This window comes from Streptomyces sp. NBC_00669, assembly GCF_036226785.1.
In the GTDB taxonomy this organism is placed as follows: domain Bacteria; phylum Actinomycetota; class Actinomycetes; order Streptomycetales; family Streptomycetaceae; genus Actinacidiphila.
In genome coordinates, this window is record NZ_CP109018.1 from 2360001 (window position 1) to 2385766 (window position 25766).

General features: G+C 73.3%; 20 protein-coding genes (1 of these 20 only partly in view). 6 read left to right on the forward strand and 14 right to left on the reverse strand.

Going from position 1 to position 25766, the window contains the following annotated elements; genetic code table 11:
• The 3 genes from OG896_RS09320 to thyX all read right to left on the reverse strand — a co-directional run.
• Positions 1-1541 carry the 5' portion of a ribonuclease J gene (locus OG896_RS09320; protein ID WP_328470162.1) on the reverse strand. 145 nt of this gene lie to the left of the window's left edge, so the window shows 1541 of its 1686 coding nt (coding positions 1-1541); its start codon is at positions 1539-1541; its stop codon lies beyond the left edge, outside the window.
• 210 nt (positions 1542-1751) lie between these two features.
• Positions 1752-2651, reverse strand: coding sequence for a 4-hydroxy-tetrahydrodipicolinate synthase (dapA, locus tag OG896_RS09325; RefSeq protein ID WP_328470160.1), 900 nt, complete (start codon positions 2649-2651; stop codon positions 1752-1754).
• Positions 2652-2833: 182 nt separating this feature from the next.
• Complete coding sequence (gene thyX / locus OG896_RS09330; RefSeq protein WP_329364081.1) at positions 2834-3580, reverse strand: FAD-dependent thymidylate synthase; 747 nt, start codon at positions 3578-3580, stop codon at positions 2834-2836.
• A gap of 168 nt (positions 3581-3748) precedes the next feature.
• On the opposite strand from thyX, the gene OG896_RS09335 reads away from it, so the two are divergent.
• Positions 3749-4291 (forward strand): hypothetical protein, encoded by a 543-nt coding sequence (locus tag OG896_RS09335; RefSeq protein WP_329364083.1) that lies wholly within the window; start codon positions 3749-3751, stop codon positions 4289-4291.
• Positions 4292-4393: 102 nt separating this feature from the next.
• On the opposite strand, the gene OG896_RS09340 is transcribed toward OG896_RS09335, so the two are convergent.
• The 6 genes from OG896_RS09340 to OG896_RS09365 all read right to left on the reverse strand — a co-directional run bounded on the left by OG896_RS09340 (position 4394) and on the right by OG896_RS09365 (position 10875).
• A complete protein-coding gene (locus OG896_RS09340; RefSeq protein WP_329364084.1) occupies positions 4394-4909 on the reverse strand; it encodes a hypothetical protein in 516 nt (171 codons plus the stop codon).
• A gap of 4 nt (positions 4910-4913) precedes the next feature.
• Complete coding sequence (dapB, locus tag OG896_RS09345; protein ID WP_329364086.1) at positions 4914-5711, reverse strand: 4-hydroxy-tetrahydrodipicolinate reductase; 798 nt, start codon at positions 5709-5711, stop codon at positions 4914-4916.
• 113 nt (positions 5712-5824) lie between these two features.
• The gene (locus OG896_RS09350) at positions 5825-7201 is read right to left on the reverse strand and encodes a M16 family metallopeptidase (protein ID WP_329364087.1); all 1377 of its coding nucleotides are present in this window, start codon (positions 7199-7201) and stop codon (positions 5825-5827) included.
• Positions 7198-9417 (reverse strand): polyribonucleotide nucleotidyltransferase, encoded by a 2220-nt coding sequence (locus OG896_RS09355; protein ID WP_329364089.1) that lies wholly within the window; start codon positions 9415-9417, stop codon positions 7198-7200. The genes OG896_RS09350 and OG896_RS09355 overlap by 4 nt, the downstream gene beginning before the upstream one ends.
• A 345-nt stretch (positions 9418-9762) precedes the next feature.
• Positions 9763-10050, reverse strand: coding sequence for a 30S ribosomal protein S15 (gene rpsO, locus OG896_RS09360; protein WP_033173003.1), 288 nt, complete (start codon positions 10048-10050; stop codon positions 9763-9765).
• Between the two features lie 237 nt (positions 10051-10287).
• Positions 10288-10875, reverse strand: coding sequence for a chloramphenicol phosphotransferase CPT family protein (locus OG896_RS09365; RefSeq protein WP_329364091.1), 588 nt, complete (start codon positions 10873-10875; stop codon positions 10288-10290).
• A gap of 351 nt (positions 10876-11226) precedes the next feature.
• On the opposite strand from OG896_RS09365, the gene OG896_RS09370 reads away from it, so the two are divergent.
• From OG896_RS09370 to OG896_RS09390, 5 genes are all read left to right on the forward strand, one after another.
• Entirely contained in the window at positions 11227-14955 is a 3729-nt protein-coding gene (locus OG896_RS09370; protein WP_329364094.1) for an SCO5717 family growth-regulating ATPase, read from the forward strand.
• Positions 14956-15247: 292 nt separating this feature from the next.
• A complete protein-coding gene (locus OG896_RS09375) occupies positions 15248-16177 on the forward strand; it encodes an ABC transporter ATP-binding protein (protein ID WP_328470142.1) in 930 nt (309 codons plus the stop codon).
• Entirely contained in the window at positions 16174-17046 is an 873-nt protein-coding gene (locus OG896_RS09380) for an ABC transporter permease (protein WP_328470140.1), read from the forward strand. The genes OG896_RS09375 and OG896_RS09380 overlap by 4 nt, the downstream gene beginning before the upstream one ends.
• A 193-nt stretch (positions 17047-17239) precedes the next feature.
• Positions 17240-18547 (forward strand): sensor histidine kinase, encoded by a 1308-nt coding sequence (locus OG896_RS09385; protein WP_329364097.1) that lies wholly within the window; start codon positions 17240-17242, stop codon positions 18545-18547.
• A gap of 152 nt (positions 18548-18699) precedes the next feature.
• Complete coding sequence (locus OG896_RS09390; protein WP_329373837.1) at positions 18700-19368, forward strand: response regulator transcription factor; 669 nt, start codon at positions 18700-18702, stop codon at positions 19366-19368.
• A gap of 94 nt (positions 19369-19462) precedes the next feature.
• Here OG896_RS09390 and OG896_RS09395 read toward each other — a convergent pair whose 3' ends face one another.
• The 5 genes from OG896_RS09395 to OG896_RS09415 form a co-directional block, all read right to left on the reverse strand.
• Positions 19463-20026: a DinB family protein gene (locus tag OG896_RS09395; RefSeq protein WP_329364099.1), complete on the reverse strand. Its 564-nt coding sequence runs from the start codon at positions 20024-20026 to the stop codon at positions 19463-19465.
• A gap of 128 nt (positions 20027-20154) precedes the next feature.
• The gene (locus OG896_RS09400) at positions 20155-21114 is read right to left on the reverse strand and encodes a bifunctional riboflavin kinase/FAD synthetase (protein WP_329364101.1); all 960 of its coding nucleotides are present in this window, start codon (positions 21112-21114) and stop codon (positions 20155-20157) included.
• 178 nt (positions 21115-21292) lie between these two features.
• Positions 21293-21937, reverse strand: coding sequence for a phosphatase domain-containing putative toxin (locus OG896_RS09405; RefSeq protein ID WP_329364103.1), 645 nt, complete (start codon positions 21935-21937; stop codon positions 21293-21295).
• A gap of 351 nt (positions 21938-22288) precedes the next feature.
• Positions 22289-23218, reverse strand: a complete 930-nt coding sequence (locus tag OG896_RS09410; protein WP_329364105.1) for a hypothetical protein — start codon at positions 23216-23218, stop codon at positions 22289-22291.
• On the reverse strand, positions 23215-25647 hold the full coding sequence (locus OG896_RS09415; RefSeq protein ID WP_329364107.1) for a PEP/pyruvate-binding domain-containing protein: 2433 nt from the start codon (positions 25645-25647) through the stop codon (positions 23215-23217). Before OG896_RS09415 ends, OG896_RS09410 begins: the two co-directional genes overlap by 4 nt.
• Positions 25648-25766: the final 119 nt, after the last annotated feature.

Sequence of the window (25766 nt, forward strand, 5' to 3'; positions counted from 1 at the left end):
ATCTTGGGGATGACCGCGGCGAAGGCGTCGTCGTCGATGCCGGAGCCCCTGGCATGGATGTTGGGGCCGCCGACGATCTTGCCCGTACTGCTGTCGACCACGACGAAGACCGAGACGATGCCCTCCTCGCCCAGGATGCGGCGGTCCTTGAGGTGCGTCTCGGTGATGTCGCCGACCGAGAGGCCGTCGACGTACACGTAGCCGGCCTGGACCTTGCCCACGATCTTCGCCTTGCCCTTGACGAGGTCGACGACGACCCCGTCCTCGGCGATGACGGTGCGCTCCTTGGGGATACCCGTCAGCATGCCGAGGTCGGCGTTGGCGCGCAGGTGGCGCCATTCGCCGTGGATCGGCATGAGGTTGCGCGGCTTGCAGATGTTGTAGAAGTACAGCAGCTCGCCGGCCGACGCGTGGCCGGAGACGTGCACTTTCGCGTTGCCCTTGTGGACGACGTTCGCGCCCCAGCGGGTCAGGCCGTTGATGACGCGGTAGACCGCGTTCTCGTTGCCCGGGATGAGGGACGAGGCGAGGACCACGGTGTCGCCCTCGACGATGCGGATCTGGTGGTCGCGGTTGGCCATCCGGGACAGCGCGGCCATGGGCTCGCCCTGGGAGCCGGTGCAGACCAGGACGACCTTCTCGTCGGGAAGGTCGTCGAGCACCTTCACGTCGACGATGAGCCCGCTCGGCACCTTCAGATAGCCCAGGTCGCGGGCGATGCCCATGTTCCTGACCATGGAGCGGCCAACGAAGGCGACCTTGCGGCCGCGCTCGTGGGCGGCGTCGAGCACCTGCTGGATGCGGTGCACGTGGCTGGCGAAGCTGGCGACGATGATCCGCTTCTCCGCCTTGGCGAAGGTCTGCCGCAGCACCTGGGAGATGTCGCGCTCGGGCGGCACGAAGCCGGGGACCTCGGCGTTGGTGGAGTCCGCGAGGAGCAGGTCGATGCCCTCCTCGCCGAGCCGCGCGAAGGTCGGCAGGTCGGTGAGGCGCCCGTCGAGCGGGAGTTGGTCCATCTTGAAGTCGCCGGTGACCACGACGTTGCCCGCCGGGGTGCGGATGGCGACGGCGAGCGCGTCCGGGATGGAGTGGTTGACCGCGACGAACTCGCAGTCGAAGGGGCCGATCCGCTCCCGGTCGCCCTCCTTGACCTCAAGGGCGTACGGGCGGATGCGGTGCTCCTGGAGCTTCGCCTCGACCAGGGCGAGGGTGAGCTTGGAGCCGATCAGCGGGATGTCGTCCTTCTCGCGGAGCAGGAAGGGGACGGCGCCGATGTGGTCTTCGTGGCCGTGGGTGAGGACGACGCCGACCACGTCGTCCAGCCGGTCACGGATGGAAGTGAAGTCCGGGAGGATCAGGTCGACTCCGGGCTGTTCCTCTTCGGGGAAGAGGACACCGCAGTCGACGATCAGCAACCGGCCGGCGTATTCGAAGACGGTCATGTTGCGGCCGATCTCACCCAGGCCGCCGAGCGGTGTGATGCGCAGACCGCCCTCGGCGAGTGCCGGCGGGGGACCGAGTTCAGGGTGCGGATGACTCAAAGGGTTTCTCCTTACCGCGCATGCCAGAGGGCCCCTCGTGGGGGCCGTGGCCGGCGCGACGCTGTTCCGATGTTCGAATGGTGGTGCCGCGTTCGGATTTCTTTTCCGACGTTTTCGTGGTCCGCGCGTGATCCGCTCGGGTCAGTGTCCGGCGGATTTCGCGAAGTGCTGCTGTATTCAGTTGTGAAGTCCTGTGTGCTCCGGGCGTGCTCAGAGGTGTACCCCGCCGGCGGCGAGATCCTTCCTGAGCTGCTCGGTCTCCTGGTCGCCGAGGGCGACCAGGGGGAGCCGGAGCGGGCCTGCGGGCAGTCCGCGCAGCGCGAGGGCGGTCTTCGTGGTGATGACGCCCTGGGCGCGGAACATGCCGGTGTAGACGGGCAGCAGGCACTGGTGGATCTCGGTGGCCTTGGCGACGTCGCCGCTGGTGTACGCCTCCAGCAGGGCGCGCAGCTCGGTGGAGACCAGGTGGCCGACGACGGAGACGAAACCGACCGCGCCGATCGACAGCAGCGGCAGGTTGAGCATGTCGTCGCCGGAGTACCAGGCGAGGTCGCTGCGGGCGATCGCCCAGCTCGCGGCGGCGAGGTCGCCCTTGGCGTCCTTGTTCGCGACGATCCGGGGGTGGTCGCCGAGCCGGACCAGGGTCTCGGTGTCGATGGGAACGCCGCTGCGGCCGGGGATGTCGTAGAGCATGACCGGCAGGCCGGTGGCGTCGGCGATGGCGGTGAAATGCCGGTACAGGCCCTCCTGCGGGGGCTTGCTGTAGTACGGCGTGACGGTGAGCAGGCCGTGGGCGCCGGCCTGCTCGGCCTGGCGGGCGAGGGTGACGCTGTGCGCGGTGTCGTTGGTGCCGACGCCGGCGATGACGTGTGCGCGGTCACCCACCGCTTCGAGTACGGCTCGGACCAGCCGGTCCTTCTCGTCGTCGCTGGTGGTGGGCGACTCGCCCGTGGTGCCGTTGACGACGAGTCCGTCGTTGCCCTGGTCCACGAGGTGGGCGGCGAGCCGCTGTGCGCCGTCGACGTCGAGCGCGCCGTCGGCGGTGAACGGCGTGACCATCGCGGTCAGCACCCGCCCGAAGGGGGCGTCAGGGGTGGAAGTCGGAGCCATGCATCCCACGTTACTGGGTGTGTGTGCGGCTGTGCAGCCACGGTACCTGCGGGTGCGGGCGGCGGGACCCACGGTGAGGACTCCAGCGCTGCCTGCTCGGGGGTTCAAGCAGCACCGGAGTCCGTTTCCGCAGCCTAGATGAACTTCGCGAATGCCTGCAATCCGAACACATCGGACATTTTTTACGGGGCGATTCGGCCGTTCGCGTTGAACGCGGCGTGGGTGAGCGGCATCAGCTTCGCCCACTCCGCCTCCATCAGCTCGCCGACCATCTCGATCTCCCGCTGCGGGAACGACGGGACCCGGGCGAGTTCGTGCTGGGTGCGCAACCCGAGGAAATGCATCAGCGACCGCGCGTTGCACGTCGCGTACATCGACGAGAACAACCCCACCGGCAGCGTCGACCTCGCCACTTCCCGCGCCACACCGGCCGCCAGCAGCTCCTGATACGCCGCGTACGCCTGCTGGTACGACTCCGCCATCACGGCGAGTGCCGCTGTCCGCTGCTCCTCGCTCCCCTGGACGAACTCGTACTTGCCCGGCCGGCCCTGCTGCACCAGCTTCCGATCCGCCCCCGGCAGGTAGAACACCGGCTGAAGCTCGCGATACCTGCCGGATTCCTCGTTGTAGGACCAGCCGGCCCTGTGGCGCATGAATTCGCGGAAGACGAAGATCGGGGCGCTGATGAAGAAGGTCATCGAGTTGTGCTCGAAGGGGCTGCCGTGGCGGTCCCGGATGAGGTAGTTGATCAGGCCCTTGGAGCGGTCGGGGTCCTTGGCCAACTCTTCGAGGGACTGCTCGCCCGCCGTGGAGACGCGGGCCGCCCACAGGACGTCGGAGTCGGACGCGCTGTGCTTGACGAGCTCGACGGTGACGTCGTCGCGGAAGCGGGCGGGGGCGGCCTCGGTGGAGGGCGGGTCGGTGGACACCGGCGGGTCCTTCCTGTTGTCTGTTGTGCGCCGCTCAGCTTATGGGGTGGGTCCGACCGGCGGTCGCAGGCACCGGGCCCGCCCCGGAGCTTGGCCACGGTGGCCGGGACGGATAACCTCACCGGTCAGAGCCCCCGCACCTGACAGAAGCCGAAGAGGATTCTCCGCGTGTCCTTGCCCTTCCGCTCCGTAGCCACCGTCGACGACGAGTACGCGACCGGCCGTCCGCTGCCGCACGACGTCCAGGACCGCTGGATGCGCCCGTACCGCCCCGGACCCTGGCGGGTCGCGATCGCCGCGCTGGCGCTGATGCTCGCCGCGTACCTGCTGTTCGCCGCGCTGATCATGGTCGCGGCGAAGAGCGTGCAGGGGGGTGGCGTGCTGGTGCTGCTCGCGGCGCTGGTGATCGCGGCCACGCTGCGGCTGCTGCGGATGGGGGTGTGGCTGAGCGGGAAGGGCCTGCGGCAGGTCGGGTACTTCGGCACGGTCACGGTGCCCTGGCAGCAGGTGACGTCGGTGCGTACGGCGCAGCAGCCGGTGCGGGTGCTGGGGCTGCCGCGCAGCGTGCAGGGGCAGGCGCTGCTGATCAGCCGGCGCGGGTCCACGCTGCGGCCCCTGATGACCGATCACAACGCGGACTTCCTCGGGCGATCCGAGGCGTTCGACGTCGCGGCGGACGCGATCGAGGGCTGGTCCCTGGAGCTGCGGTAGCCGCTCCCCCGGTCGAGCCGTCCCGCCGGTGCCGACGTGCTCCCCTTCCCCGCTCACCTTTCGCGGGTGCGGCGCCGGACTCCTGAGGCCCTCGTCGTACGGTTACGCGCCGTTGGGGGTGCGGTCGCCGGTCCGGCCGGCGGCCGGGGATGTTCCGGGTGTGCGGGTGGCGGCGGTTGCCTCGGCGTCGTGGAGCCGGATGGCGCGCTGCATCGCCTTGCGGGCGCGAGGGGTGTCCCGGGCATCGAAGTAGGCGACCGCGAGGCGGAACCAGTTGCGCCAGTCGTCGGGGGCCGCCTCGGTCTCGGCCTGGCGTTTGGCGAAGACCGCGTCGGCGGAGGCGCGGTCGATACGGCCGCTGGGGGTGCGGGCCAGTTCGTCGACGGGCAGGCCGCCCTCGGCTTCGAGTTCGCGGCCGAGCCGTCCGGCGTGTCGGGCGAACTGGGTGGTGTGCCACAGGAACCAGGCGCCGATCAGCGGAAGGACCAGGACGGCGACGCCGAAGGCGACGGTGACCGGCCGGCCGTCGGCGATCAGCAGCACCCCGCGGTCGCCGACGAGCACGAAGTAGAAGACGAGGACGACCGCGGAGACGGTGTAGCTGAGCTTGGCGCGCATCGGTTCAGGCTCCCTGGTGCCCGGTGGCCGGGGAGCCGTCCGCCGCGGCGGGCCCGTCGGCCAGGAAGTGCTCCAGGCCGAAGGTGAGGCCGGGCACGCCCGGTACGGTGCGGACCGCGAGCAGGATGCCGGGCATGAAGCTGCTGTGGTGCAGCGAGTCGTGGCGGATGGTGAGGGTCTCGCCGGTGCCGCCGAGGAGGACCTCCTGGTGGGCGAGGAGGCCGCGCAGCCGTACCGAGTGCACCGGGACGCCGTCGACGTCGGCGCCCCGGGCGCCGTCGAGGCCGTGGGTGGTGGGGTCGTGCTGAGGCGGGAGGCCGGCTTCGGTGCGCGCGGCGGCGATGAGCTGGGCGGTGCGGGTGGCGGTGCCGCTGGGCGCGTCGGCCTTCTTGTCGTGGTGCAGCTCGATGACCTCGACGGACTCGAACCAGGGGGCAGCCTGCTGGGCGAACCGCATGGTGAGGACGGCGCCGATGGAGAAGTTGGGGGCGATCAGGGCGCCGGTGCCGGGGGCGGCGTCGAGCCAGCCGCGGAGGGTGGCCAGCCGCTCGGGTGTCCATCCGGTGGTGCCGACCACGGTGTGGATGCCGTGGCCGACACAGAACTCCAGGTTGCCCAGGACGGAGTCGGGGTGGGTGAGTTCGACGGCGACCTGGGCGCCCGCGTCGGTCAGCGCCTCCAGCGGGTCGCCGCGGCCGATCGTGGCGACCAGGTCGAGGTCGTCGGCGGCCTCGACGGAGCGGGCCGCCTCGGAACCGATCCGGCCCTTCGCACCGATGACGGCCACTCGCAGCTTGCTCATCGTTGGGGAGTCCTCCGGGTGTAAGGGTCACGCAGCAGGGTGTGCGGTTGTTACACGGTGCCTGTACGTGCCGGCTGGCGGCCGACGGGCGTGGTGACAGGCGGGGTGACGGCTTACGCGATCGCTTCGTGCAGCCGCGCGGCCTGCTTCTCCTTCACCGGCCCTATGACCGCCAGCGAGGGACGCTGTCCCAGTACATCGCGGGCCACCTCGCGCACCTCGCCCGGGGTCACCGCGGCGATCCGGGCCAGCAGGTCGTCCACGGACAGCTGCTCGCCCCAGCACAGCTCGCTCTTGCCGATCCGGTTCATCAGGGCGCCGGTGTCCTCCAGCCCCAGCACGGTGGAGCCGGAGAGCTGGCCGATGGCGCGGCGCAGTTCCTCGTCGGTCAGGCCGTGCTCGGCGACGTGGTGCAGTTCGTCGCGGCAGATCTTGAGCACATCGGGCAGGCGGCGCGGCTGGCAGCCCGCGTAGACGCCGAACATGCCGCAGTCGGCGTAGGAGGAGGTGTAGGAGTACACGGAGTACGCCAGGCCGCGCTTCTCGCGGACCTCCTGGAAGAGCCGCGAGCTCATGCCGCCGCCGAGCGCGGTGTTGAGGACGCCGAGCGCCCAGCGGCGCTCGTCGGTGCGGGACAGGCCGGGCATGCCGAGGACGACATGGGCCTGCTCGGTGCGCCGGTCGAGGATCTCGACGCGTCCGCCGCCGCGGATCGTACGGCTGCCGGTGCGCGGCGGCCGGGGTACGGCGTCGGCGTCGGTCAGGGCGCCGGCGCGTTCGAAGGCGCGGCGGACCTGGCGGACGACGGTGGCGTGGTCGATGTTGCCCGCGGCGGCGACGACCAGCCGGGTGGGGTCGTAGTGCTTGCGGTAGAAGCGGGCGACCTGGTCGCGGGTGAGGCCGTTGACGGTCTCGACGGTGCCGAGGACGGGGCGGCCCAGCGGGGAGTCGCCGAGCAGCGCGGTGGTGAACAGGTCGTGCACCTGGTCGCCGGGGTCGTCCTCGGTCATGGCGATCTCTTCCAGGACGACGCCGCGTTCCGCGTCGATGTCCTCCTGGCGGATCAGGGACCCGGTGAGCATGTCGCTGACCACGTCGATGGCGAGCGGCAGGTCGGTGTCGAGCACCCTGGCGTAGTAGCAGGTGTACTCCTTGGCGGTGAAGGCGTTCATCTCGCCGCCGACGGCGTCGATCGCCGCGGAGATGTCCAGGGCGCTGCGCCGCTCGGTGCCCTTGAAGAGCAGGTGTTCCAGGTAGTGGGTGGCGCCGCCCAGCACGGGGGTCTCGTCGCGGGAGCCGACGCCGGCCCAGATGCCGAAGGTCGCCGAGCGCACGGTGGGCAGCGTCTCGGTGACGACGCGCAGGCCGCCGGGCAGCACGGAGCGGCGTACCGTGCCGGTGCCGTCGGTGCCGGGCAGCAGGGTCCGTGTGCGGACGGCCCGCCCCTTGGTGGAGGGGCGGGCCGTCACTGCGGTGGAGCGGGTCGTCACTTGGCCGACTCGTCCTTCTTCTCGTCGTCGCCCTCTTCACCCTCGATGACCGGGATCAGGGAGAGCTTGCCGCGCTGGTCGATCTCGGCGATCTCGACCTGCACCTTGGCGCCGACGCCGAGGACGTCCTCGACGTTCTCGACGCGCTTGCCGCCGGCGAGCTTGCGGATCTGCGAGATGTGCAGCAGTCCGTCCTTGCCGGGCATCAGCGAGACGAAGGCACCGAAGGTGGTGGTCTTCACGACGGTGCCCAGGTACCGCTCGCCGACCTCGGGCATGGTCGGGTTGGCGATCTGGTTGATCGTCGCCCGGGCGGCCTCGGCCTGGGAGCCCTCGGTGGCGCCGATCAGGACGGTGCCGTCGTCCTCGATGGAGATGTCGGCGCCGGTGTCCTCCTGGATCTGGTTGATCATCTTGCCCTTGGGGCCGATGACCTCGCCGATCTTGTCCACCGGGATCTTGATGCTGATGATCCGCGGGGCGTTGGGGGACATCTCGTCCGGGACGTCGATGGCCTCGTTCATGACGTCGAGGATGTGCAGGCGGGCGTCGCGGGCCTGCTTGAGGGCCGCGGCCAGCACCGAGGCCGGGATGCCGTCGAGCTTCGTGTCGAGCTGGAGGGCGGTGACGAACTTCTTGGTGCCGGCGACCTTGAAGTCCATGTCGCCGAAGGCGTCCTCGGCACCGAGGATGTCGGTCAGCGCGACGTAGTGCGTCTCGCCCTCGATCTCCTGGGAGATCAGGCCCATGGCGATACCGGCGACGGGGGCCTTGAGCGGCACACCGGCGTTCAGCAGCGACATGGTGGAGGCGCACACCGAGCCCATCGAGGTGGACCCGTTGGAGCCCAGTGCCTCGGAGACCTGCCGGATCGCGTAGGGGAACTCCTCGCGGGTGGGCAGGACCGGGATCAGGGCGCGCTCGGCGAGCGCGCCGTGGCCGATCTCGCGGCGCTTGGGGGAGCCGACGCGGCCGGTCTCGCCGACGGAGTACGGCGGGAAGTTGTAGTTGTGCATGTAGCGCTTGCGGGTCTCGGGCGCGAGCGTGTCGAGCTGCTGCTCCATGCGGAGCATGTTGAGGGTGGTGACGCCCAGGATCTGGGTCTCACCGCGCTCGAACAGCGCCGAGCCGTGCACGCGCGGGATGGCCTCGACCTCGGCGGCCAGGGTACGGATGTCGGTGACACCGCGGCCGTCGATGCGGACCTTGTCGCGGATGACGCGCTGGCGCACCAGCTTCTTGGTCAGCGCGCGGTAGGCGGCGGAGATCTCCTTCTCGCGGCCCTCGAACTGCGGCAGCAGCTTCTCGGCGGCCAGGCCCTTGACCCGGTCCAGCTCGGCCTCGCGGGCCTGCTTGCCGGGGATGGTCAGCGCCTGCGCCAGCTCGCCGGTGACCGCGGACTCCAGGGCCTCGAACACGTCGTCCTGGTAGTCCAGGAAGATCGGGAACTCGCCGGTGGGCTTGGCGGCCTTGGCGGCCAGCTCGGACTGCGCCTTGCACAGCACCTTGATGAAGGGCTTGGCGGCTTCCAGACCGGCGGCGACGACCTCCTCGGTCGGCGCCTCGACACCGCCCTCGACCAGCTTGATGGTGTGCGCGGTGGCCTCGGCCTCGACCATCATGATCGCGACGTCGCCGTCGTCGAGCACGCGGCCGGCGACGACCATGTCGAAGACGGCCTCTTCGAGCTCGCTGTGGGTCGGGAACGCCACCCACTGGTTCTTGATCAGCGCGACCCGGACACCGCCGATGGGGCCGGAGAACGGCAGGCCGGCCAGCTGCGTGGAGCAGGAGGCGGCGTTGATGGCGACCACGTCGTAGAGGTGGTCGGGGTTGAGCGCCATGATCGTGCAGACGACCTGGATCTCGTTGCGCAGGCCCTTGACGAAGGACGGGCGCAGCGGGCGGTCGATCAGGCGGCAGGTGAGGATGGCGTCCTCGGAGGGGCGGCCCTCGCGGCGGAAGAAGGAGCCGGGGATGCGGCCGGCCGCGTACATGCGCTCCTCGACGTCCACCGTGAGGGGGAAGAAGTCGAAGTGCTCCTTGGGCTGCTTCGAGGCGCTGGTCGCCGACAGCACCATGGTGTCGTCGTCCAGGTAGGCCACGGCGGAGCCGGCGGCCTGGCGGGCCAGCCGGCCCGTCTCGAAGCGGATGGTGCGGGTGCCGAAGGTACCGTTGTCGATCACGGCTTCGGCGTAGTGGGTCTCGTTCTCCACTATGGGAATTCTCCTCGTCTTTGCCCGCAGGGCGTGTCCCTGCCGGGCCTTCGGTGGAGGTGCGTCGTCCAGCCGGGGCCGGTCTTCGATCGAAGCCTCCGGTGGCGGCTGCCACCTGGGGGCCACTACCGAGGACCGGCGTATGCGGCGGATAGGAAGACGCTCCTCCTCATTCGTTGTCAACAGCCCCATTGCACCAGACGCGGGCCGGATCGCGCACGTCATGTGCGCGGCCCGCGGGCGGGTGCCCCGGAACCGTCGAAGAACCGTCGAACGGTTGCTCGGAACCGCTGTACGGAAAAGGGAGCGGTCCCGTTGGACGGGGACCGCTCCCTGTACGGCTTCCTAGCGGACGCCGGCCGCACCGGCACGGATGCCGAGGCGCTCGCGGAGCTCACGGAAGCGCGTGATGTCCTTCTTGGCCAGGTACTGCAGCAGACGGCGGCGCTGGCCGACCAGGATCAGCAGACCACGACGCGAGTGGTGGTCGTGCTTGTGGGTCTTGAGGTGCTCGGTCAGGTCCGAGATCCGGCGCGACAGCAGTGCGACCTGGACCTCGGGGGAGCCGGTGTCGCCCTCCTTGGTGCCGAACTCGGCGATGATCTGCTTCTTCGTCTCGACGTCGAGCGACATACGGACTCCTCATGGTGTCTACGGCCTGCGAGCGCCCCCGGTCTACATCGCGGGGGAATCTCACATGACTCGCGAGGCGCTGTCACGTGGTGCGTGCACACACGTGACCGTCACCCAGGGTACCAGGGTGCGTCGACCCCCTTACCCGCGGGTCACCTCGGCGGGGAGACGCCGCCGGCGGCCTGCCGGGCGGGCCCGGCAACGGCCGGGTGGGTCACGCGAGGACCGGGTGGTGGGTCACACGAGCGACCTGGCCGCACGTGCCGCGCGGGCCGCGCGCAGCCGCCGGAACGCGGTCGGCGGCCGGCCGCAGGCGACGCGTGACTCGACGTACTCCTTGACGAGTTCCGCGCACTCGCGCGGTGACGCGGTGCCGGTGTCGCACTCGAAGTCGTACAGGCCGTGCGCGTGCACCCGGGTGTACTGGTAGGCGGCCAGGCCCGGCGGGCGGTCGGAGCGGGACTCCTCGCGGCGCTTCAGCTCGGGCAGCGGGCAGTGCACGCCGATCAGGAAGACCTCGACGTCGGCGAGGACGGTCAGGCAGTCGTCCAGCCGCCACGGCTCGCTCAGCACGTGGTCGACGACGAGGTCGTTGCCTCCGGCGGCCATGCCGGCCACGGCGCGGTGGAATCCCATCCGGGTCCGGGTGAGGACGGCGTCGAGCGCGTCGGGCGCGATCTCCTTGGCCGCACGCATGGCGTTGATCCCGTCGAGCGGGATGTGGAAGTAGGGGTCGCCGTCGAGGATGGCCAGCAGTTCGCGGGCGATGCTCGATTTGCCCGAACTGGACGTGCCGTTGAGAAAGATGATCCGCCCGGGGCGCATGACGACGATCGTATACGCGCGTCGCCGCCCCGATGCCGGCAAGACCCGGCGGGCGGTGGCGCGCGGTGCCGGGTACGGCGCAACGGGGTCCGTCCGCGGGGCGGTTGGGGGCGCGGGCGGTGGACCGCGGTGGTGCGGGGGCGTTACGCGCAGTGGTGCGGGCCGCGACGTGTCCGGGGCGGTTCGGGCGGGAAGGAGCGGAAAGGGTGTCCGAACGGCCTGACGGCGTACGTCGACCGGCTATTAGGCTGTCCGTCAGAGTGGCGGGGCCGTGGGGCGCAGAGGCGGCCGGCGGCGCACGGGGTGGGGAGACGGTGACGTGTGACTCCCCGACGCAGACCAGGAGGCATTGTGAGCAGCGATCGGGACGACAACCGCGTGGGCGGGGCCGCCCCTGTCGAGGGCCCCTCCGGGGGTGAAGTCTCGGACATCACCGGGGAATACCGCTTCGATTTCACCCCTCCGGCCTGGTACATGCAGAGCGGCAGCGACAGCGGCACCGACGACGCGGCGGACGCCGACGCGGACCGGGACGCGCGCGAGCAGGAGCAGGACGCGCCCGCCGCCACGGGCACGGCGGACCACGCGGGCGACGCTGACGGCGCGGCGCCCCGCGGACCGGTCTGGGAGCCGCGGCCCGCGTCCGACGCGGGAGCGGCGTCGAGCGACGCGTCGTCGTGGTCTGCTGCTTCGCTGCCGCCGGTGCCGGGTCTGGGGTCCGGCTCGGGTTCCGGTTCCGGTTCCGGATCGGGTGCACAGGTGGGCTCGGGCACGCTGCGGGGGGAGGGTGCCGGCGCGGATGCCGGCGCCGGCCTGAACAGGGGTGCGGACACGGGTCCGCGGCCGGAGCCGGCCGCGGACAAGCCTTCGTGGTCGGCGAGTTCGGTGCCGTCGATCTCGCGTCCGGCGGCCGCCGAGCCCGAGCGGGCGGAGGAGCCCGCGCCGGAGCCGCAGGACGCGAGGCCCTCGTGGTCCGCGTCGGCTGTGCCGTCCATTCCGCCGCCCACCGCCGCCCCCGAGCCCGGACCGGTGGCGGCCGAAGCGCCGGAGCCGGAGGACGCGAAGCCGGTGTGGGCCCGTACCGACGCCCCCGACGTGCCCTCGGCGGCGCCCACTTCGGTGCCGGGGCCGACGACGGACACCGGCGCCGACGAGCCGCCGCATGGCGCCGAACCGGAGCGCCCGCGGCCGGCCGACTCGACGCTCCGCTTCAGCGCCGCGGCGATGCGGCGGGAGATCGAGGAGCGGGCGGACGCGATGATGGCGAAGGCGAGCAGGCCCGCGCCGGAGCCGGAGGACGCCAAGCCGGCGGCCCCCGAGCCCGAGGACGCGAGGCCGGCCGCCCAGCAGGCGCCCGAGGCGCCCTCAGCACCCGCGGCACCCCCGGTGGAGGACGCGCCGCCGCAGAAGCGCGCCCCGGTGTGGACCCCGCTGCCCGTGCCGCCGACCGCCGACCCGAAGCCGTGGACGCCGGACGCCCCCCGCGGCCCGGTGCCGCCGTTGCCCCCGCAGTTCCAGCGCGCCGAGGAACCGGCACCCGCCGCACCGGCCGCTGCTGCTCCCCTGAACTTCCCGCCGCCGGTCGGCGAGCCGGTGCTCCCGGAGGCCTACGGCTTCCCGCCGCCGGCCGCGCAGCCGAACGAGCCGCCGCAGGGCCCGGGCGGTTACGGCTTCCCGCCGCGCCCGAGCGCACCCGAGGCACCGCAAGTGGCCGCACCCGCCGAGCAGTTGCCCGGTCCGACGGGGTACGCCCAGCCGCAGCCACCCGCTGCTCCCGCCGCACCCGCCGCGCCTTCCGCACCTGCCGCGGCGCAGAGTCCGCAGCCCGTCCCCCAAGTACCCCAGTCCAGCTACGGACTTCCGGCGCCGACCGGGTACGCGCAGCCGCAACCCCCGGCCGCGCCTGCGGCACCCGCCGCACCGCAGCACCCCCAACCCGCCCCCCAGCAACCCGGACCGGCCGGATACGGCTTCCCCCAGCAGTACTCCCCCGCCGCCGCGGCACCGCCCGCCGGGCCGACCGGGTACGCGCAGCCGCAACCCCCGGCCGCACCTGCGGCACCCGCCGCACCGCAGCACCCCCAACCCGCCCCGCAGCAACCCGGACCGGCCGGGTACGGCTTCCCCCAGCAGGGCTCGCCGGCGCCACAGCCGGGCCAGCCGCACGCCCCCGCGCTGCCGGCCGCGGAGAACCCGCAGCCGCACGCCCCGGCGCCGGTACCGACCGGGCTGTCCCCGCAGCAGTCCGCGCCGCCCGCCGCCGTACCGCAGCAACCCCAACCCCAGCAACCGCAGTTCGGGCAGCCGCAGGCCGGGCAGCCGCAGCTTCCGCCGGCCGCCGAGGTCGGACAGCAGCCCGGGCCGGACGGCGGCTACGGCTTCCCTCGGCAGCCCGGACAACCGCAGCCGGAGGCGGGCTCGCTCCAGCCCCTCCCCCAGCACGGCGCGTACGGCTTCCCGCAGCAGGGCGGCCCCGGGCAGCCGGGCCAACCCGGTCAACCCGCCATGCCGGAGGCCGCTCCGGCGGCGCCGGCCGCGCCCGTCGACCCGCGGGCCGGCGGCTGGCCGACCGTGACACCCGACCAGCGCCAGCGCACCACGCAGGGCGGCGCACCTCTCGGCTACACCGCGGCCGTCGAACTCAGTTCGGACCGGCTGCTGCGCAACCAGCCGAGGCCGAAGAAGCCCGGTGCCAACGCGCAGCCGTCCCGTTTCAAGCTCGGCGGCAAGAAGGAGGAGGCGGAGCGGAAGCGGAAGCTGGAGCTGATCCGTACGCCGGTGCTGTCCTGCTACCGGATCGCGGTCATCAGCCTCAAGGGCGGGGTCGGCAAGACGACGACCACCACCGCGCTCGGCTCCACCCTCGCCAGCGAACGGCAGGACAAGATCCTGGCGATCGACGCCAACCCGGACGCGGGCACGCTGGGCCGCCGGGTGCGCCGGGAGACCGGCGCCACCATCCGCGACCTGGTGCAGGCCATCCCGTACCTCAACAGCTACATGGACATCCGCCGCTTCACCTCGCAGGCGCCCTCCGGTCTGGAGATCATCGCCAACGACGTGGACCCGGCCGTCTCCACGGCCTTCAACGACGAGGACTACCGCCGCGCCATCGACGTCCTGGGCCGCCAGTACCCGGTCATCCTCACCGACTCCGGCACCGGCCTGCTCTACAGCGCCATGCGCGGCGTCCTCGACCTGGCCGACCAGCTGATCATCGTCTCGACACCGTCCGTGGACGGCGCCTCCAGCGCCAGCACCACCCTCGACTGGCTGTCCGCCCACGGCTACGCCGAACTCGTCGCCCGCAGCATCACCGTCATCTCCGGCGTCCGCGAGACCGGCAAGATGATCAAGGTCGACGACATCGTGGCGCACTTCCAGACCCGCTGCCGCGGAGTCCAGGTCGTCCCCTTCGACGAACACCTCGCCGCCGGCGCCGAGGTCGACCTCGACATGATGCGACCCAAGACCCGAGAGGCGTACTTCAACCTCTCCGCCATGGTCGCCGAGGACTTCGTACGGGCCCAGCAGGCACAGGGCCTGTGGACACAGGACGGCAGCAATCCGCCGCCGGTGCAGGCGCCGCCGATGCCGGGGCAGCCCGGCTACCAGGGCCAGCAGCCAGGCCAACCCGGTCAACCCGGCCAGCCCGGCCAGCCCGGGCCGCAGCAGTACCCGCCGCCGGGACCGTACGGCGGCCCGCAGGACGGGGGCGCGCAGCCGTACCCGGCCCCGGGACAGCCGGGCCAACCCGGTCAGCCCGGTCAGCCCGCCGGTCCGTACGGGCAGCCAGGGCAGCCCGGCCCTTACGGCGCCGCCCAGCCGATGCCGCCCGGCCAGGTCCCGCCGGGCCAGTACGGCGCGGCGCCGCAGGGCCCCCCGCAGCCGTACCCGCCGGCACAGCAGGGGCCGGGCCAGCCGGGGTTCCAGCCGGAGTCCTCCCAGCCGCAGGCCCCGCAGCCCCAGCAGGGCTGGCCGCAGCCGGGCCAGGACGGGCAACCGGGACAGCCGGGGCAACCGGCTCAGCCCGGACAGCCGCCGCAGTACGGATACCCGGCGCCGCCGCAACAGCACTGACGGCCCGCGCTCCGGGACGTCAGGGGACGTCAGGGCGGACGCGCGAACCGAGGGCCGCCGCCGTGGACCACCACGGCGGCGGCCCTGCCGTATTCCGGGCCCGCGCCGGTCCGGCCCCCGGTCGGCGTACGACACGGGTCGTACGCGCCGTCCGCCCGCAGGCGCACACCGCCGTCCGAAGGTCCGCCCGTGGGCCGTCGCCCGGCGGACCGCGGGAAACGACGATGGAAACAGCTCGCATCAGCGGGCGCCCAACCGCCGCACGGCGGCCCATCGTCCGAGGAAGCCTTCGATGATCGAAGCCCATGCCCTGTCCAAGCGGTACGGCGAGCGTGTCGCCGTCGCCGATCTGAGTTTCACCGTGCGGCCGGGCGCGGTGACCGGCTTCCTCGGCCCGAACGGCGCGGGGAAGTCCACCACGATGCGGATGATCCTCGGGCTGGACTCGCCGACCTCGGGCCGGGTGACCGTCAACGGCAAGGCGTACGCCGACCATCCGGCACCGCTGCGCGAAGTGGGCGCGATGCTGGAGGCCCGCGCCATCCACACCGGCCGCAGCGCCTACCACCACCTGCTCGCCCTCGCCGTGACCACCGGCATCCCCCGCAGCCGGGTGGACGAGGTGCTCGACACCGTCGGTCTGAGCGCGGTGGCCCGCAAGCGCGTCGGCAGCTTCTCCCTGGGCATGGGCCAACGCCTCGGCATCGCCAGCGCGTTGCTCGGCGACCCGGCCACGCTCGTGCTGGACGAACCCGTCAACGGGCTCGACCCCGAGGGCGTGCTGTGGATTCGCACCCTCCTGAAGAACCTCGCCGCCGAGGGCCGTACGGTCCTGCTCTCCTCCCACCTGATGTCCGAGATGGCGCTCACCGCGGAGCACCTCATCGTCATCGGCCGCGGCCGCCTCATCGCGGACACCTCGGTGACGGAGTTCGTCGCGGGCGCGGGCGGCGGGTCGGTACGGGTCCGGTCGGACGAGGCCGAGCGGCTGCGCGGCCTGCTGGGCGGACCGGGCGTGTCAGTGGCCTCCGACACCCGGCAGGTGCTGGAGGTGTCCGGGCTGACCAGCGACCGGATCGGCCGGATCGCGGCCGACGCGGGCATCGCACTGGCCGAACTCACCCCGCAGCAGGCCTCGTTGGAGGACGCGTTCATGGAGCTGACGAAGGACGCCGTGGAGTACCAGACTCCGCGGCACGAGACCGAGAGGCAGCCGGCATGAGTACGGGTACGGGCACGATCGCGGCCCCGGCGGGCCGGGGCGGGAGCGGCGAGGGGGCGGCCCTCGGACCTGACCGCTCCGGCGGCGGCACCGGCGTCACGCAGGCACGGGTGCTGTACTCGGAGTGGATCAAGCTCCGGACACTGCGGTCCACGTTCTGGACGCTGATCGGTGCGATGGTGGCGCTGATCGGCTTCGGGATGCTCTTCACGGCGATCACCGCGAGCCGCTGGCCGCACCTGGCGCCACACGAGCGGGCCACGTTCGACCCGGTGGCGACCAGCCTGCGCGGCTTCTTCCTCGCGCAGCTCGCGGTCGGCGTGCTCGGTGTGCTCACCGTCAGCGGCGAGTACTCGACCGGGATGATCCGGTCGTCGCTGTCGGCGGTGCCGCGCCGGCTGCCGGTGCTGTGGGCGAAGGCGGCGGTGTTCGCGGCGGTGGTGTGGGCGCTCATGACGGTGGCCGCGCTGGTGGCGTTCCTCGCCGGCCAGTCCCTGCTGACCTCCCGGCACGTCGGGGTGTCGCTCACCGATCCGGGCGTGCCGCGGGCGGTGCTGGGCACGGCCCTGTACCTGACGGTCGTCGGGCTGCTCGGGGTGGCGATCGGCGCGCTGATCCGCAACACGGCGGGCGGCATCGCCACCCTCTTCGGGGTGCTGATGATCCTCCCGGTGCTCGCCGAGGCGCTGCCGACCTCGTGGAGCGACCATGTCAGCCAGTGGCTGCCCAGTACGGCCGGGCAGTCGGTGTTCGCCATCCATCAGGAAAGTCACACGCTCGCCCCGTGGCCAGGTTTCGTGGTCTTCTGTGCGTACGCCGCCGCCGCGCTGGCCGGTGCGGCGGTCCTGCTGAAGCGCCGCGACGCGTAGGCCCGGCCTCCTCCGTGCCCGCTCCGCCGCAGTATCACCCCCGGAAGTCCCGTCCCCGGAGTGCCCGATGAGCCTGCCGACCGAATCGGTCCCGACGATCCGCCCGCCCGGCCGGGGACGGCTGCGCGGTGCGAAGCGGCTGACGGGTGCCGGACGCTCATCCGGCACAGGACACACGTCGGGTGCGGGAGGCGTGTCCCGTGCGGTGCGGGCCGTCGCGGACCGGTTCGGGTGGGGTCCGGCGGGGCGGCGGAGGCCGGCCGAACACCTGCCGGTGGACGCGCTGTTCGCGCTCGGGATGTTCCTGTTCTTCACCGCGCTCCAGCACGGCGTGGTGCGCCACGCCCCGGTACCGACGCTGCTCGTGCAGAGCGGACTGGTCGTACCGCTGGCGTGGCGGCGGCGGGCACCGATGGTCGTGTTCGGCGCGGTGGCCACGGTGGCGTTCGCGCAGTGGCTGGCCGGTGTGAAGACACCGGCGGACGGGGTACTGCTGGTCGCGCTCTACACGGTGGCCGCCCAGGTCGGCGGCCTGGCCCGCCTGCTGGCCGCGTTCGCGGTCCTGGAGTCGGGCATCGTGCTGGCCACCGTGCGGTGGTCGATGCACGACCGCGCGGTGGCGAGCTTCGTCTCGCTGTCGGCGATGGCCGTCGCGGCCTCGGTGATCGGTACCAACATGCGCTCCCGGCGGCAGCACATGGAGTTCCTCGAGGATCGCGCGGTGCGGCTGGAACGGGAGCGGGACCAGCGCGCCCAGCTCGCGGTGGCCGGCGAACGCGCCAGGATCGCCAGGGAGATGCACGACATCGTGACGCACAACCTGTCGGTGATGGTGGCCCTCGCGGACGGCGCCGCGTTCGCCATGGAGCGGTCACCGGACCGGGCCGCGGCAGCGATGCGGCAGACGTCGTCGACCGGCCGGCAGGCGATGACCGACATGCGTCGCTTCCTGGGAGTGCTGCGGGCCGACGAGCCGGACGCGCTGCGGCACCCGATGCCCGGGATCGCCCAACTCGAGGCGCTCGCCGAGCAGGTGCGGGCGGCGGGGCTGCCGACCCGGCTGGAGGTCGCGGGCGAGCCCGCCGTAGTGCCGGCCGCGGCGCAGCTGACCGCCTTCCGGCTGGTACAGGAGGCGTTGACGAACACCCTGAAGCACGCGCCCGCGGGTGCCCGGGCGGAGGTGCGGCTGTCCTGCGAGCCCCACGCGCTGGCGGTCAGCGTCATGGACGACGGCGCGGGCGCGACGCCTCCCGTACCGCCGCCCGGCTCTTCCGACCCGCACGAACCGTATGGGCCGCACGAACCGTACGGACCTGACCGGCCGGGCCGGTCGCCCCAGCCGGAATCGCCGTCCGCCCCCGCCCGGGCCGCCGGTCACGGCCTGGCCGGCATGCGCGAGCGGGCCGCGGCCTACGGCGGGCAGCTGACCGCGGGCCCGCGCCCCGGCGGCGGCTGGCAGGTCACGACGGTGCTCGCGCTGGCCACACCCGAGGCGCTGTGAACGGGCCGGGCGCAACAGGCGGCGCAGGCGGTACCGGCGACACCGGCCTGGGCGGCACCGGCGCAAGCAGCACCGGCGTGGGCACGGGCCGCCCGGACAACAGCAGCGGCAACGGCAGCAGCGGGGATGCCACGGGTACGGCGTCGCCGCCGATCCGGGTGCTGCTCGTGGACGACGAACCGCTGCTGCGGATGGCGTTCACGATGGTGCTCGACGCGCAGCCGGACATGACGCCGGTCGGCGAGGCGGGGGACGGCGCGCAGGCGGTACGCCAGGTACGGGCGCTGCGGCCTGACGTGGTGCTGATGGACGTACGGATGCCGGGCATGGACGGCATCGAGGCGACGACGCGGATCGTGGAGAGCTGCCCGCGGTCACGGGTGCTGATCCTCACCACCTTCGACCTGGACGCGTATGCCTTCGCCGGGCTCAAGGCGGGCGCCTCGGGTTTCCTGCTGAAGAACGCGCTGCCCGAGGAACTGCTCGCCGCGATCCGCGCGGTGGCCGCGGGCGACGCGGTGGTGGCGCCGCGGATCACCCGGCGGCTGCTGGAGCGCTTCGCCCACCAGCTGCCGTCGGCGGACGACCGCACCGGCCACCCGTCGGGCGACGACCGGCTGGCACGGCTGACCGCCCGCGAGCGCGAGGTCCTGGTCGAGGTCGGCCGCGGCCTGTCCAACACGGAGATCGCGGGCACCCTGCACCTGGCCGAGGCCACGGTCAAGACCCACCTGAGCCGCATCCTGGTCAAGCTCGAACTGCGCGACCGCGTGCAGGCCGTGGTCTACGCCTACGAGGCCCGCCTCGTCCGCCCGGCCTGACCACTCCCCGGCCCCGGCTCCTACCCCGGCCGGTGGCCCCGGCCTCCGGGTCCCGCTCTCGGCCCCCGCCCTCGGCCCCGGCCCCGGCCCCCGGTCAGAAGCCCGTCGCACCGTCTATCCGCTCGCGCAGCAGGTCCGCGTGGCCGTTGTGCCGGGCGTATTCGGCGATGAGGTCGACCAGGATGAAGCGCAGCGACATCTCCTTGCCCGTCACCAGGGAACGGCAGGTCGCGTCGAGCGAGGGCGCGGCGGCCACGATCCGGCGGGCGTGCTCGCACTCGCCGCGCCAGAGCGCGAGCGCCTCGGCCACGTCGCCGTCGAGCCACTCGAAGTCCTGGTCGGGCGCGTGGTCGGAGTAGTGCAGCGTCGGCAGGTCCTCACCGGCGAAGTGCTGCCGGAACCACCAGCGCTCGACCCCGGCGAGGTGCCGGACCAGGCCGTGCAGGCTCAGCCCCGACGGCGGGACCGCCTTCTCGGACATCCGGTCGGCGGCGACGCCGGCGCACTTCAGCGCGAAGGTCTCCCGGTGCCAGTCCAGGAAGGCGGTCAGCGTCGCGCGCTCGCCACCCGTCCGGGGCAGCTCGGGGCGGCCGGTGCGCTCCGACGCCGACGCGAGCTGGATGTGCCGGGCGAGCGGCGTGTAGTCCTTCGCGGTCATACCCGAAGTCTCGCAGCGACCACTGACAGCCGGCAGGAGCGTCAACGCCTGCCCTGCCCCCACCGGTTGCCGGCCGCGCCCCCACCGGTTGCCGGCCGTACTGCGACCGGTTGCCGGCCGCGCCGCCCTCAGGCGCGGGGCGGTTCCGCCGCCTCGACCAGTTCGCGGGCGCGCTTGACGTCGTCGGCCATGCGTTCCAGCAGCGCTTCGACGGTGTCGAACTTCTCCATGCCGCGCAGGTAGGCGAGGAAGTCGACGGCGACGTGCAGGCCGTAGAGGTCGAGCCCGACCCGGTCGATGGCGTACGCCTCCACGGTGCGGGCGGTGCCGTCGAAGGTGGGGTTGGTGCCGACCGAGATCGCGGCGGGCATCGGCTCGCCCTCGACGTGCAGCCAGCCCGCGTAGACGCCGTCGGCGGGGATCGCGGTGTGCGGGAGCGTCTCCACGTTGGCGGTGGGGAAGCCGAGTTCGCGGCCGCGCTGGGCGCCGCGCACCACCACGCCCTCCACCCGGTGCGGGCGGCCCAGCACCTCGGCGGCGCCCGCGACGTCGCCCTCGGCGATCAGCCGCCGGGTCAGCGAGGAGGAGAACGGCTCGCCGCCGCCGGCCGTACCGCGCACGAACAGGTCCACCACTTCGAGGTCGTAGTCGTACTTCAGGCCGAGCGCGGACAGGAAGTCCACGTCGCCGGCGGCCTTGTGGCCGAAGCGGAAGTTGGGCCCCTCCACGACGAGTTTGGCGTGGAGGCCGTCGACCAGCACCGTGCGGACGAACTCGCTCGGCGTCAGCTTGGAGAACTCGCTGGTGAACGGGAGGATCAGCAGCGCGTCCACGCCGAGTTCCGCGACGAGTTCGGCCCGGCGGTGGTGCGCGGACAGCAGCGGCGGGTGGCTGCCGGGGCGGACCACCTCGCTGGGGTGCGGGTCGAAGGTGACCACGACCGACGGCAGCCCCAGCTCGCGGGCCCGCTGCACCGCCCGCCCCATGATGAGCTGGTGGCCGCGGTGCACACCGTCGTACGACCCGATGGTGACGACGCTGCGGCCCCAGTCACCGGGAACGTCCTCCAAGCCCCGCCACCGCTGCACCTTGACGCTCCGCTTCTGCTGTTCGACTGCTGTCCGGCCGTGTCTTCGCTGTCTGCACGCTGGTTCGCGCGCTTGTCTTCGCCCTGCTCTTCGCGCTGTCTTCCGTCACCGCGTGCCCGCGGCCCACGCGGCACGCGCCCGCGCTACGGACAAGCCTGCCATGCCGCCGGGCGCCGCCTCACAGCGACGCCTTGATCCGGCGGGGCGCGTCGAGCAGCCGGCTGATCCCGCTGACCAGGGCGGGCGGCTGACGGCTGCCGTGCCGCCCCGCGTGCAGGACGTAGTAGACCTGCTCGACGGAGGGCGGGCCGACCGCCACCGTCCGCACCGCGGCCTGCTCCGCGGTGGCCTGCCCGGTACGCACCAGGTAGGCGGCGATCATCACACCGGTTCGGCCGACGCCCGCGCCGCAGTGCACGTAGACCGGTCCGTCGGACGCCTTCACGATCCGCAGGAAGTCGTCGACCTGCCGCTCGGTGGGGGTCTGGCCGTCGCGGACCGGCAACCGGACGGCGGTCAGCCCGGCCCGGGCGGGGAGCGCCACCTCCCGGGCGGACAGGTCCTCGGCGCGCAGGTCCACCACCGTGCGGATGCCGTCGGCGGCGAGTTCGCGGTAGCCGGCCGCGGTGGGCGCGGACCCGCGGTAGACCTTGCCGTCGACCTTGAGGAAGTGGTTGATCCCGGCGGGGGTGTGCCGGCCGCCGGACGCGTCCTGGCGGGCCCACGCGGTCAGCGCGAGCATGCCCCCGGCCGCGCCCGCCCACAGCACGCCGTAGCCGAGCAGGCAGCAGACCAGCACCTTGGCGGCGCGGCGGACCAGCACACGCCCGGACCAGACGACCGGGATCGCCGCGACCGCCGGGACCGGCAGCGCGGGAGCGGCCGCGAGCGGTGGGCCCGACGACGGAAACGGGGGCGCCGACGACGGCGACGGCGAGGCGAAAGATGACGGGGAAGGCGAAGGAGGGGCCTGGGACAAGGCGCTGTTCACCACCTGGGTGGAAAACGGGGGACGGTGGCCGCCGTCCCTCCCCAGGGGCGACGCCGTACGAGCAGGCTACCCGCTGCCGGCCCGGGACGGCCGTGTCCGAGCCGGGCTGTGCCGGAGAACCGTGCCGGAGAAACCGTGCCGGAGGGCTGTACCGGCGCGGGGCCGTGCCCAGGTGAGGAGGCGTCAGTGCGGGAGGGCGGCCTGGCCGTCACCCAGGATCTTCGCGGTGGCGCGGTTCGCGGTCGCGTCGGTCAGGCAGCCGCGCAGCCGCATCACGTCGTGCGGGCTCAGGGCCGGGCGGATCACGCCCGCGTAGACGCCGTCGGAGAGCACGCCCAGGCTCGCGTCGGGGCTCGGCGCGGAAGTGGAGCGCCGGCAGCCCTCCCACAGGTCGCGGGCGGCCAGTTCGCGGGCGGCGGCGCCGGAACTGCCATGCACCTTGACCTGGAAGACGACGGTGGTGGCCGCCGCGCTCGGCCGCGCCTCCTCCCGCGTCTCGGTGGCGTCGGCGAGCGCGTGGACGCCCCAGATCAGCACGGCCACCGCGGCCACCGCGCCGACCACGGACAGCAGCACGCGCAGCCTGCGCGCGGGCGGCACCGCGGGCTGGTCCTCCAACTGCGGGACGGCGCCGTGCACTCCGCCCGCGGGCGCGGCCAGCGGCGCCAGCCGCCCGGCGAGGCGGCGCTCGGCCCCCGGCCGGGCGGTGGCGGCCGCGATCCGCTGGATCACCCAGGCCACGCCGGACAGCGCGGCACCGGTCACCATCAGGATCGGCACGAAGACGAACGTCCCCGTGCTGCCGTCGCCGCGCCCGGCGCCGTCCCGCTGGTCCGCGCCCAGCCAGCGGAAGGGGTGCGTGGCGGACTGCTCCCGGGAGTGCTCCAGCCGCCGCCTTATCTCCTCGGCACGGGCGTCCGAGTCGTTCAGCCGGCGCTCCAGCCGTCCCATCCGGCCGAGCAGGATCACGCACACCAGGAAGCCCTCCACGGCCAGCAGCAGCACCCCGCAGAGCACGGCGCGCTGCCACTCCCACCGGTAGAGGTAGACGACGAGGTAGATCGCGGCGGCGAGGGTGGACAGGCCGCCGAACAGGTAGCTGACGTACTTCATGCCGCCGCTCCCTCGCCCTTGCCCCGCGCGTCGCCGTCGGGACCGGTGGGCCCTTCGGAGTCCGGCGGTGGGGCGGTCCGTGCGGCCACGGGAACGGGTTCGGCGGCCCGCTCGGCCGGCGGCTCGGATACGGCGAGGGGTTCGGGTGCGGGTGCGGGTTCGGGTGTGGGATCAGCTGCGGGTTCGGGTGCGGCCGGCCTGGCGTACGGCGCCTCGACCGTCCCCACCGCACCGGTCCCCCCGTCCACCGTGAGAACCGTGCCCGGGGTGAGGCGCTCGACGGCCCGCGGGACCCCCACGGCGGTCGGCACGTGATACTCGCGGGCCAGCACCGCCAGATGGGACAGCACGCTGCCGGTCTCGGCGACCAGCCCGGCGAGGCCGGGCAGCAGCGGCGCGAGCGCGGGGTCGAGCGTGCGGACCACCAGGACCGGGTGCGGCGGGCGCGCGCCCTCGCCGTCCCACGCCGTACCGGTGCCGTGGCCGCCGCCCGCGCCCTGACCGCCGCCGTCGGCACCGCGACCCCCGCCGCCGCGGCCGATGCGCACCGCCTGCGGACTCCCGTCGGCGGCGATCCGGAAGGCCGCGGGCAAGGGCGCGGTCTCCGGCCGCGGCGAGCGCTCGGCGAGGCCGGTGGGGCGGGCGCCGCCGTCGGCCACGGCCATGAGCTCACGCCAGCGCAGCCGGGCGATCCGGCCCCGCTCTTCGGGCGCGCAGTGCGTGTCGATCCGGCTGCCGATCTCGCGCACCATCGACGTCTGCATCTCCTGCACCCACCGGATGCGCAGCCGCAGCCCCTCCCGTACGGACAGGAAACCGACGCCTCGCGGCACACCGTTCCAGCCGACGTGCTCCGGCAGCTCGGGGCGCTTGTCGAGCGAGGGTGGCAGCAGCGTCAGCAACACCGGGTGCCGGCGGACCAGTTCGAGGTCGGAGCGGCCGCTCTCACGGCCCTCGGCGAGCACGGCGAGCGCCTCGCCCGCGGCGGTGCTCCCGGCATCGGTGTCCAGCAGGGCGCCGGCCAGCGACTCCTGCGCGTGCAGCGACGCGAGCACCGTACGGCCCCAGGCGACCGCGGTCAGCAGCTCGCCGCTGAGCATCTGCCGGGGCGCGGTGAAGTGGTGCAACTGGCGGTCGACGTCGGCCATCAGGTCGCGGGCGAGCAGCGGCAGCGCCGTACGCAACCGGCCGACCCGCCAGGCCGCGGCGGCCCGCCGGGCGCCGGGAGCGGGGTTGATGAAGTTCAGCACCGGGTGGGCGGCGGGCACCGCGCCGAGCAGCAGCAGGTCGGCGGCGGCCCGGCCGTCCACGGCGGTGGCGACCGGCAGCCTGCGCAACTTGCGGCGGGGCGCGGCGCCCGCGATGTCCAGGGCGAGGGTCAGGCCCTGGTTCATCGGGGCCAGCCACAGGTCCTCCTCCAGGGGTTGGAGGACACCCGGCAGCGTCTCGGCGACCGGTCCGGGGCCCAGCAGCCGCGCTCCCCTGGCCGGTCGGGCCGCCATCGCCGTGATCGGCCGGGCCTGGAAGAGCCACAGCCGCCCGCCGTCGTCGAAGCCGAACTCGACGTCCTGCGGGCCGCCGTAGACCTTCTCGGTACGGCGGGCCAGCCGGACGAGCTGGGCGAGCCGGCGGCGGCCGAGCGGGCCGGTGCCGTGCGGTGCGGCCGGCTCGGTGTGCAACAGCCTTCCGCGGCGGGTGAGCTGGTAGCGCACGCCCTGGGTGCTGCCGTCCACGAGCCGGTCGGGGCCGCCGGTGACCGCGCTGACCAGGATGTGGTCGTACCTGCCCTCCACCGGGTCGGCACCGAACATCACGCCGCCGGCGGCCGCCCTGAGCATCGGCTGCACCAGCACCGCCATCCCGTGCAGCGGGTCGGCAGCGCCCGCGCCGCCGTCCGGCGCCGACCGCAGCGCGGAGTCCAGCACCTGCCGGACCGCCCGCGTGAACGCCTCCCAGCCGCGTACGTCGAGCACCGAGTCGAACCGGCCCGCCATCGAGGAGTCCTCGGTGTCCTCGTGCGCGGAGGAGGAGCGGACCACCAGCGCGGCCGGGTCGTGAGGTCCCGGGCCGCCGCCGCCCGCCGTGGGCGCCGTGTCGATGGCTGCGCGGCCGGCGCTGCCCGTGCGGCGCGCACCGCCCGGGCCACCCGGGCCGCCCGTACGGTCCCCGCTCGCCTCGCCCGCCACCAGCAGTTCCCAGGCCGCCCGCAGCGCGTCGGTCCCCGCCGGGGCACCCGGCGCCCGGTCGGCGGCGACCAGGACGAAGCCGGGCAGCACCGGCAGGCCCGCGGCGGCCGCCCGCGCGAGGTTCGCCGCCTTCGCCCCGGCCACGGACGGATCGGCGGCCACGGCGCTGTCCAGCGGCGCCACCGCCAGCGCCATGGCGTCGATCCCGTCGTTCCCGTCAATCCCCTCGATCCCCATGCCCATTGCCAGCTCCTTCCGGCGGCCGCCACCCCCTGGGGGGTTGCTCCGGGAACCGGTCGCGGGTCGCGCGACCGCCCTCAACGGCCCCTACCCGTAAGGGCAACGCTTCTTCACCGCCCAGA

Bases quoted from the DNA above. Each gene is read 5' to 3' on its own strand.
- dapA (WP_328470160.1), bottom strand. From the start codon at position 2,651: ATGGCTCCGACTTCCACCCCTGACGCCCCCTTCGGGCGGGTGCTGACC.
- OG896_RS09340 (WP_329364084.1), bottom strand. From the start codon at position 4,909: ATGCGCGCCAAGCTCAGCTACACCGTCTCCGCGGTCGTCCTCGTCTTC.
- dapB (WP_329364086.1), bottom strand. From the start codon at position 5,711: ATGAGCAAGCTGCGAGTGGCCGTCATCGGTGCGAAGGGCCGGATCGGT.
- rpsO (WP_033173003.1), bottom strand. From the start codon at position 10,050: ATGTCGCTCGACGTCGAGACGAAGAAGCAGATCATCGCCGAGTTCGGC.
- OG896_RS09365 (WP_329364091.1), bottom strand. From the start codon at position 10,875: ATGCGCCCCGGGCGGATCATCTTTCTCAACGGCACGTCCAGTTCGGGC.
- OG896_RS09375 (WP_328470142.1), top strand. From the start codon at position 15,248: ATGATCGAAGCCCATGCCCTGTCCAAGCGGTACGGCGAGCGTGTCGCC.
- OG896_RS09380 (WP_328470140.1), top strand. From the start codon at position 16,174: ATGAGTACGGGTACGGGCACGATCGCGGCCCCGGCGGGCCGGGGCGGG.
- OG896_RS09395 (WP_329364099.1), bottom strand. From the start codon at position 20,026: ATGACCGCGAAGGACTACACGCCGCTCGCCCGGCACATCCAGCTCGCG.
- OG896_RS09410 (WP_329364105.1), bottom strand. From the start codon at position 23,218: ATGAAGTACGTCAGCTACCTGTTCGGCGGCCTGTCCACCCTCGCCGCC.
- OG896_RS09415 (WP_329364107.1), bottom strand. From the start codon at position 25,647: ATGGGCATGGGGATCGAGGGGATTGACGGGAACGACGGGATCGACGCC.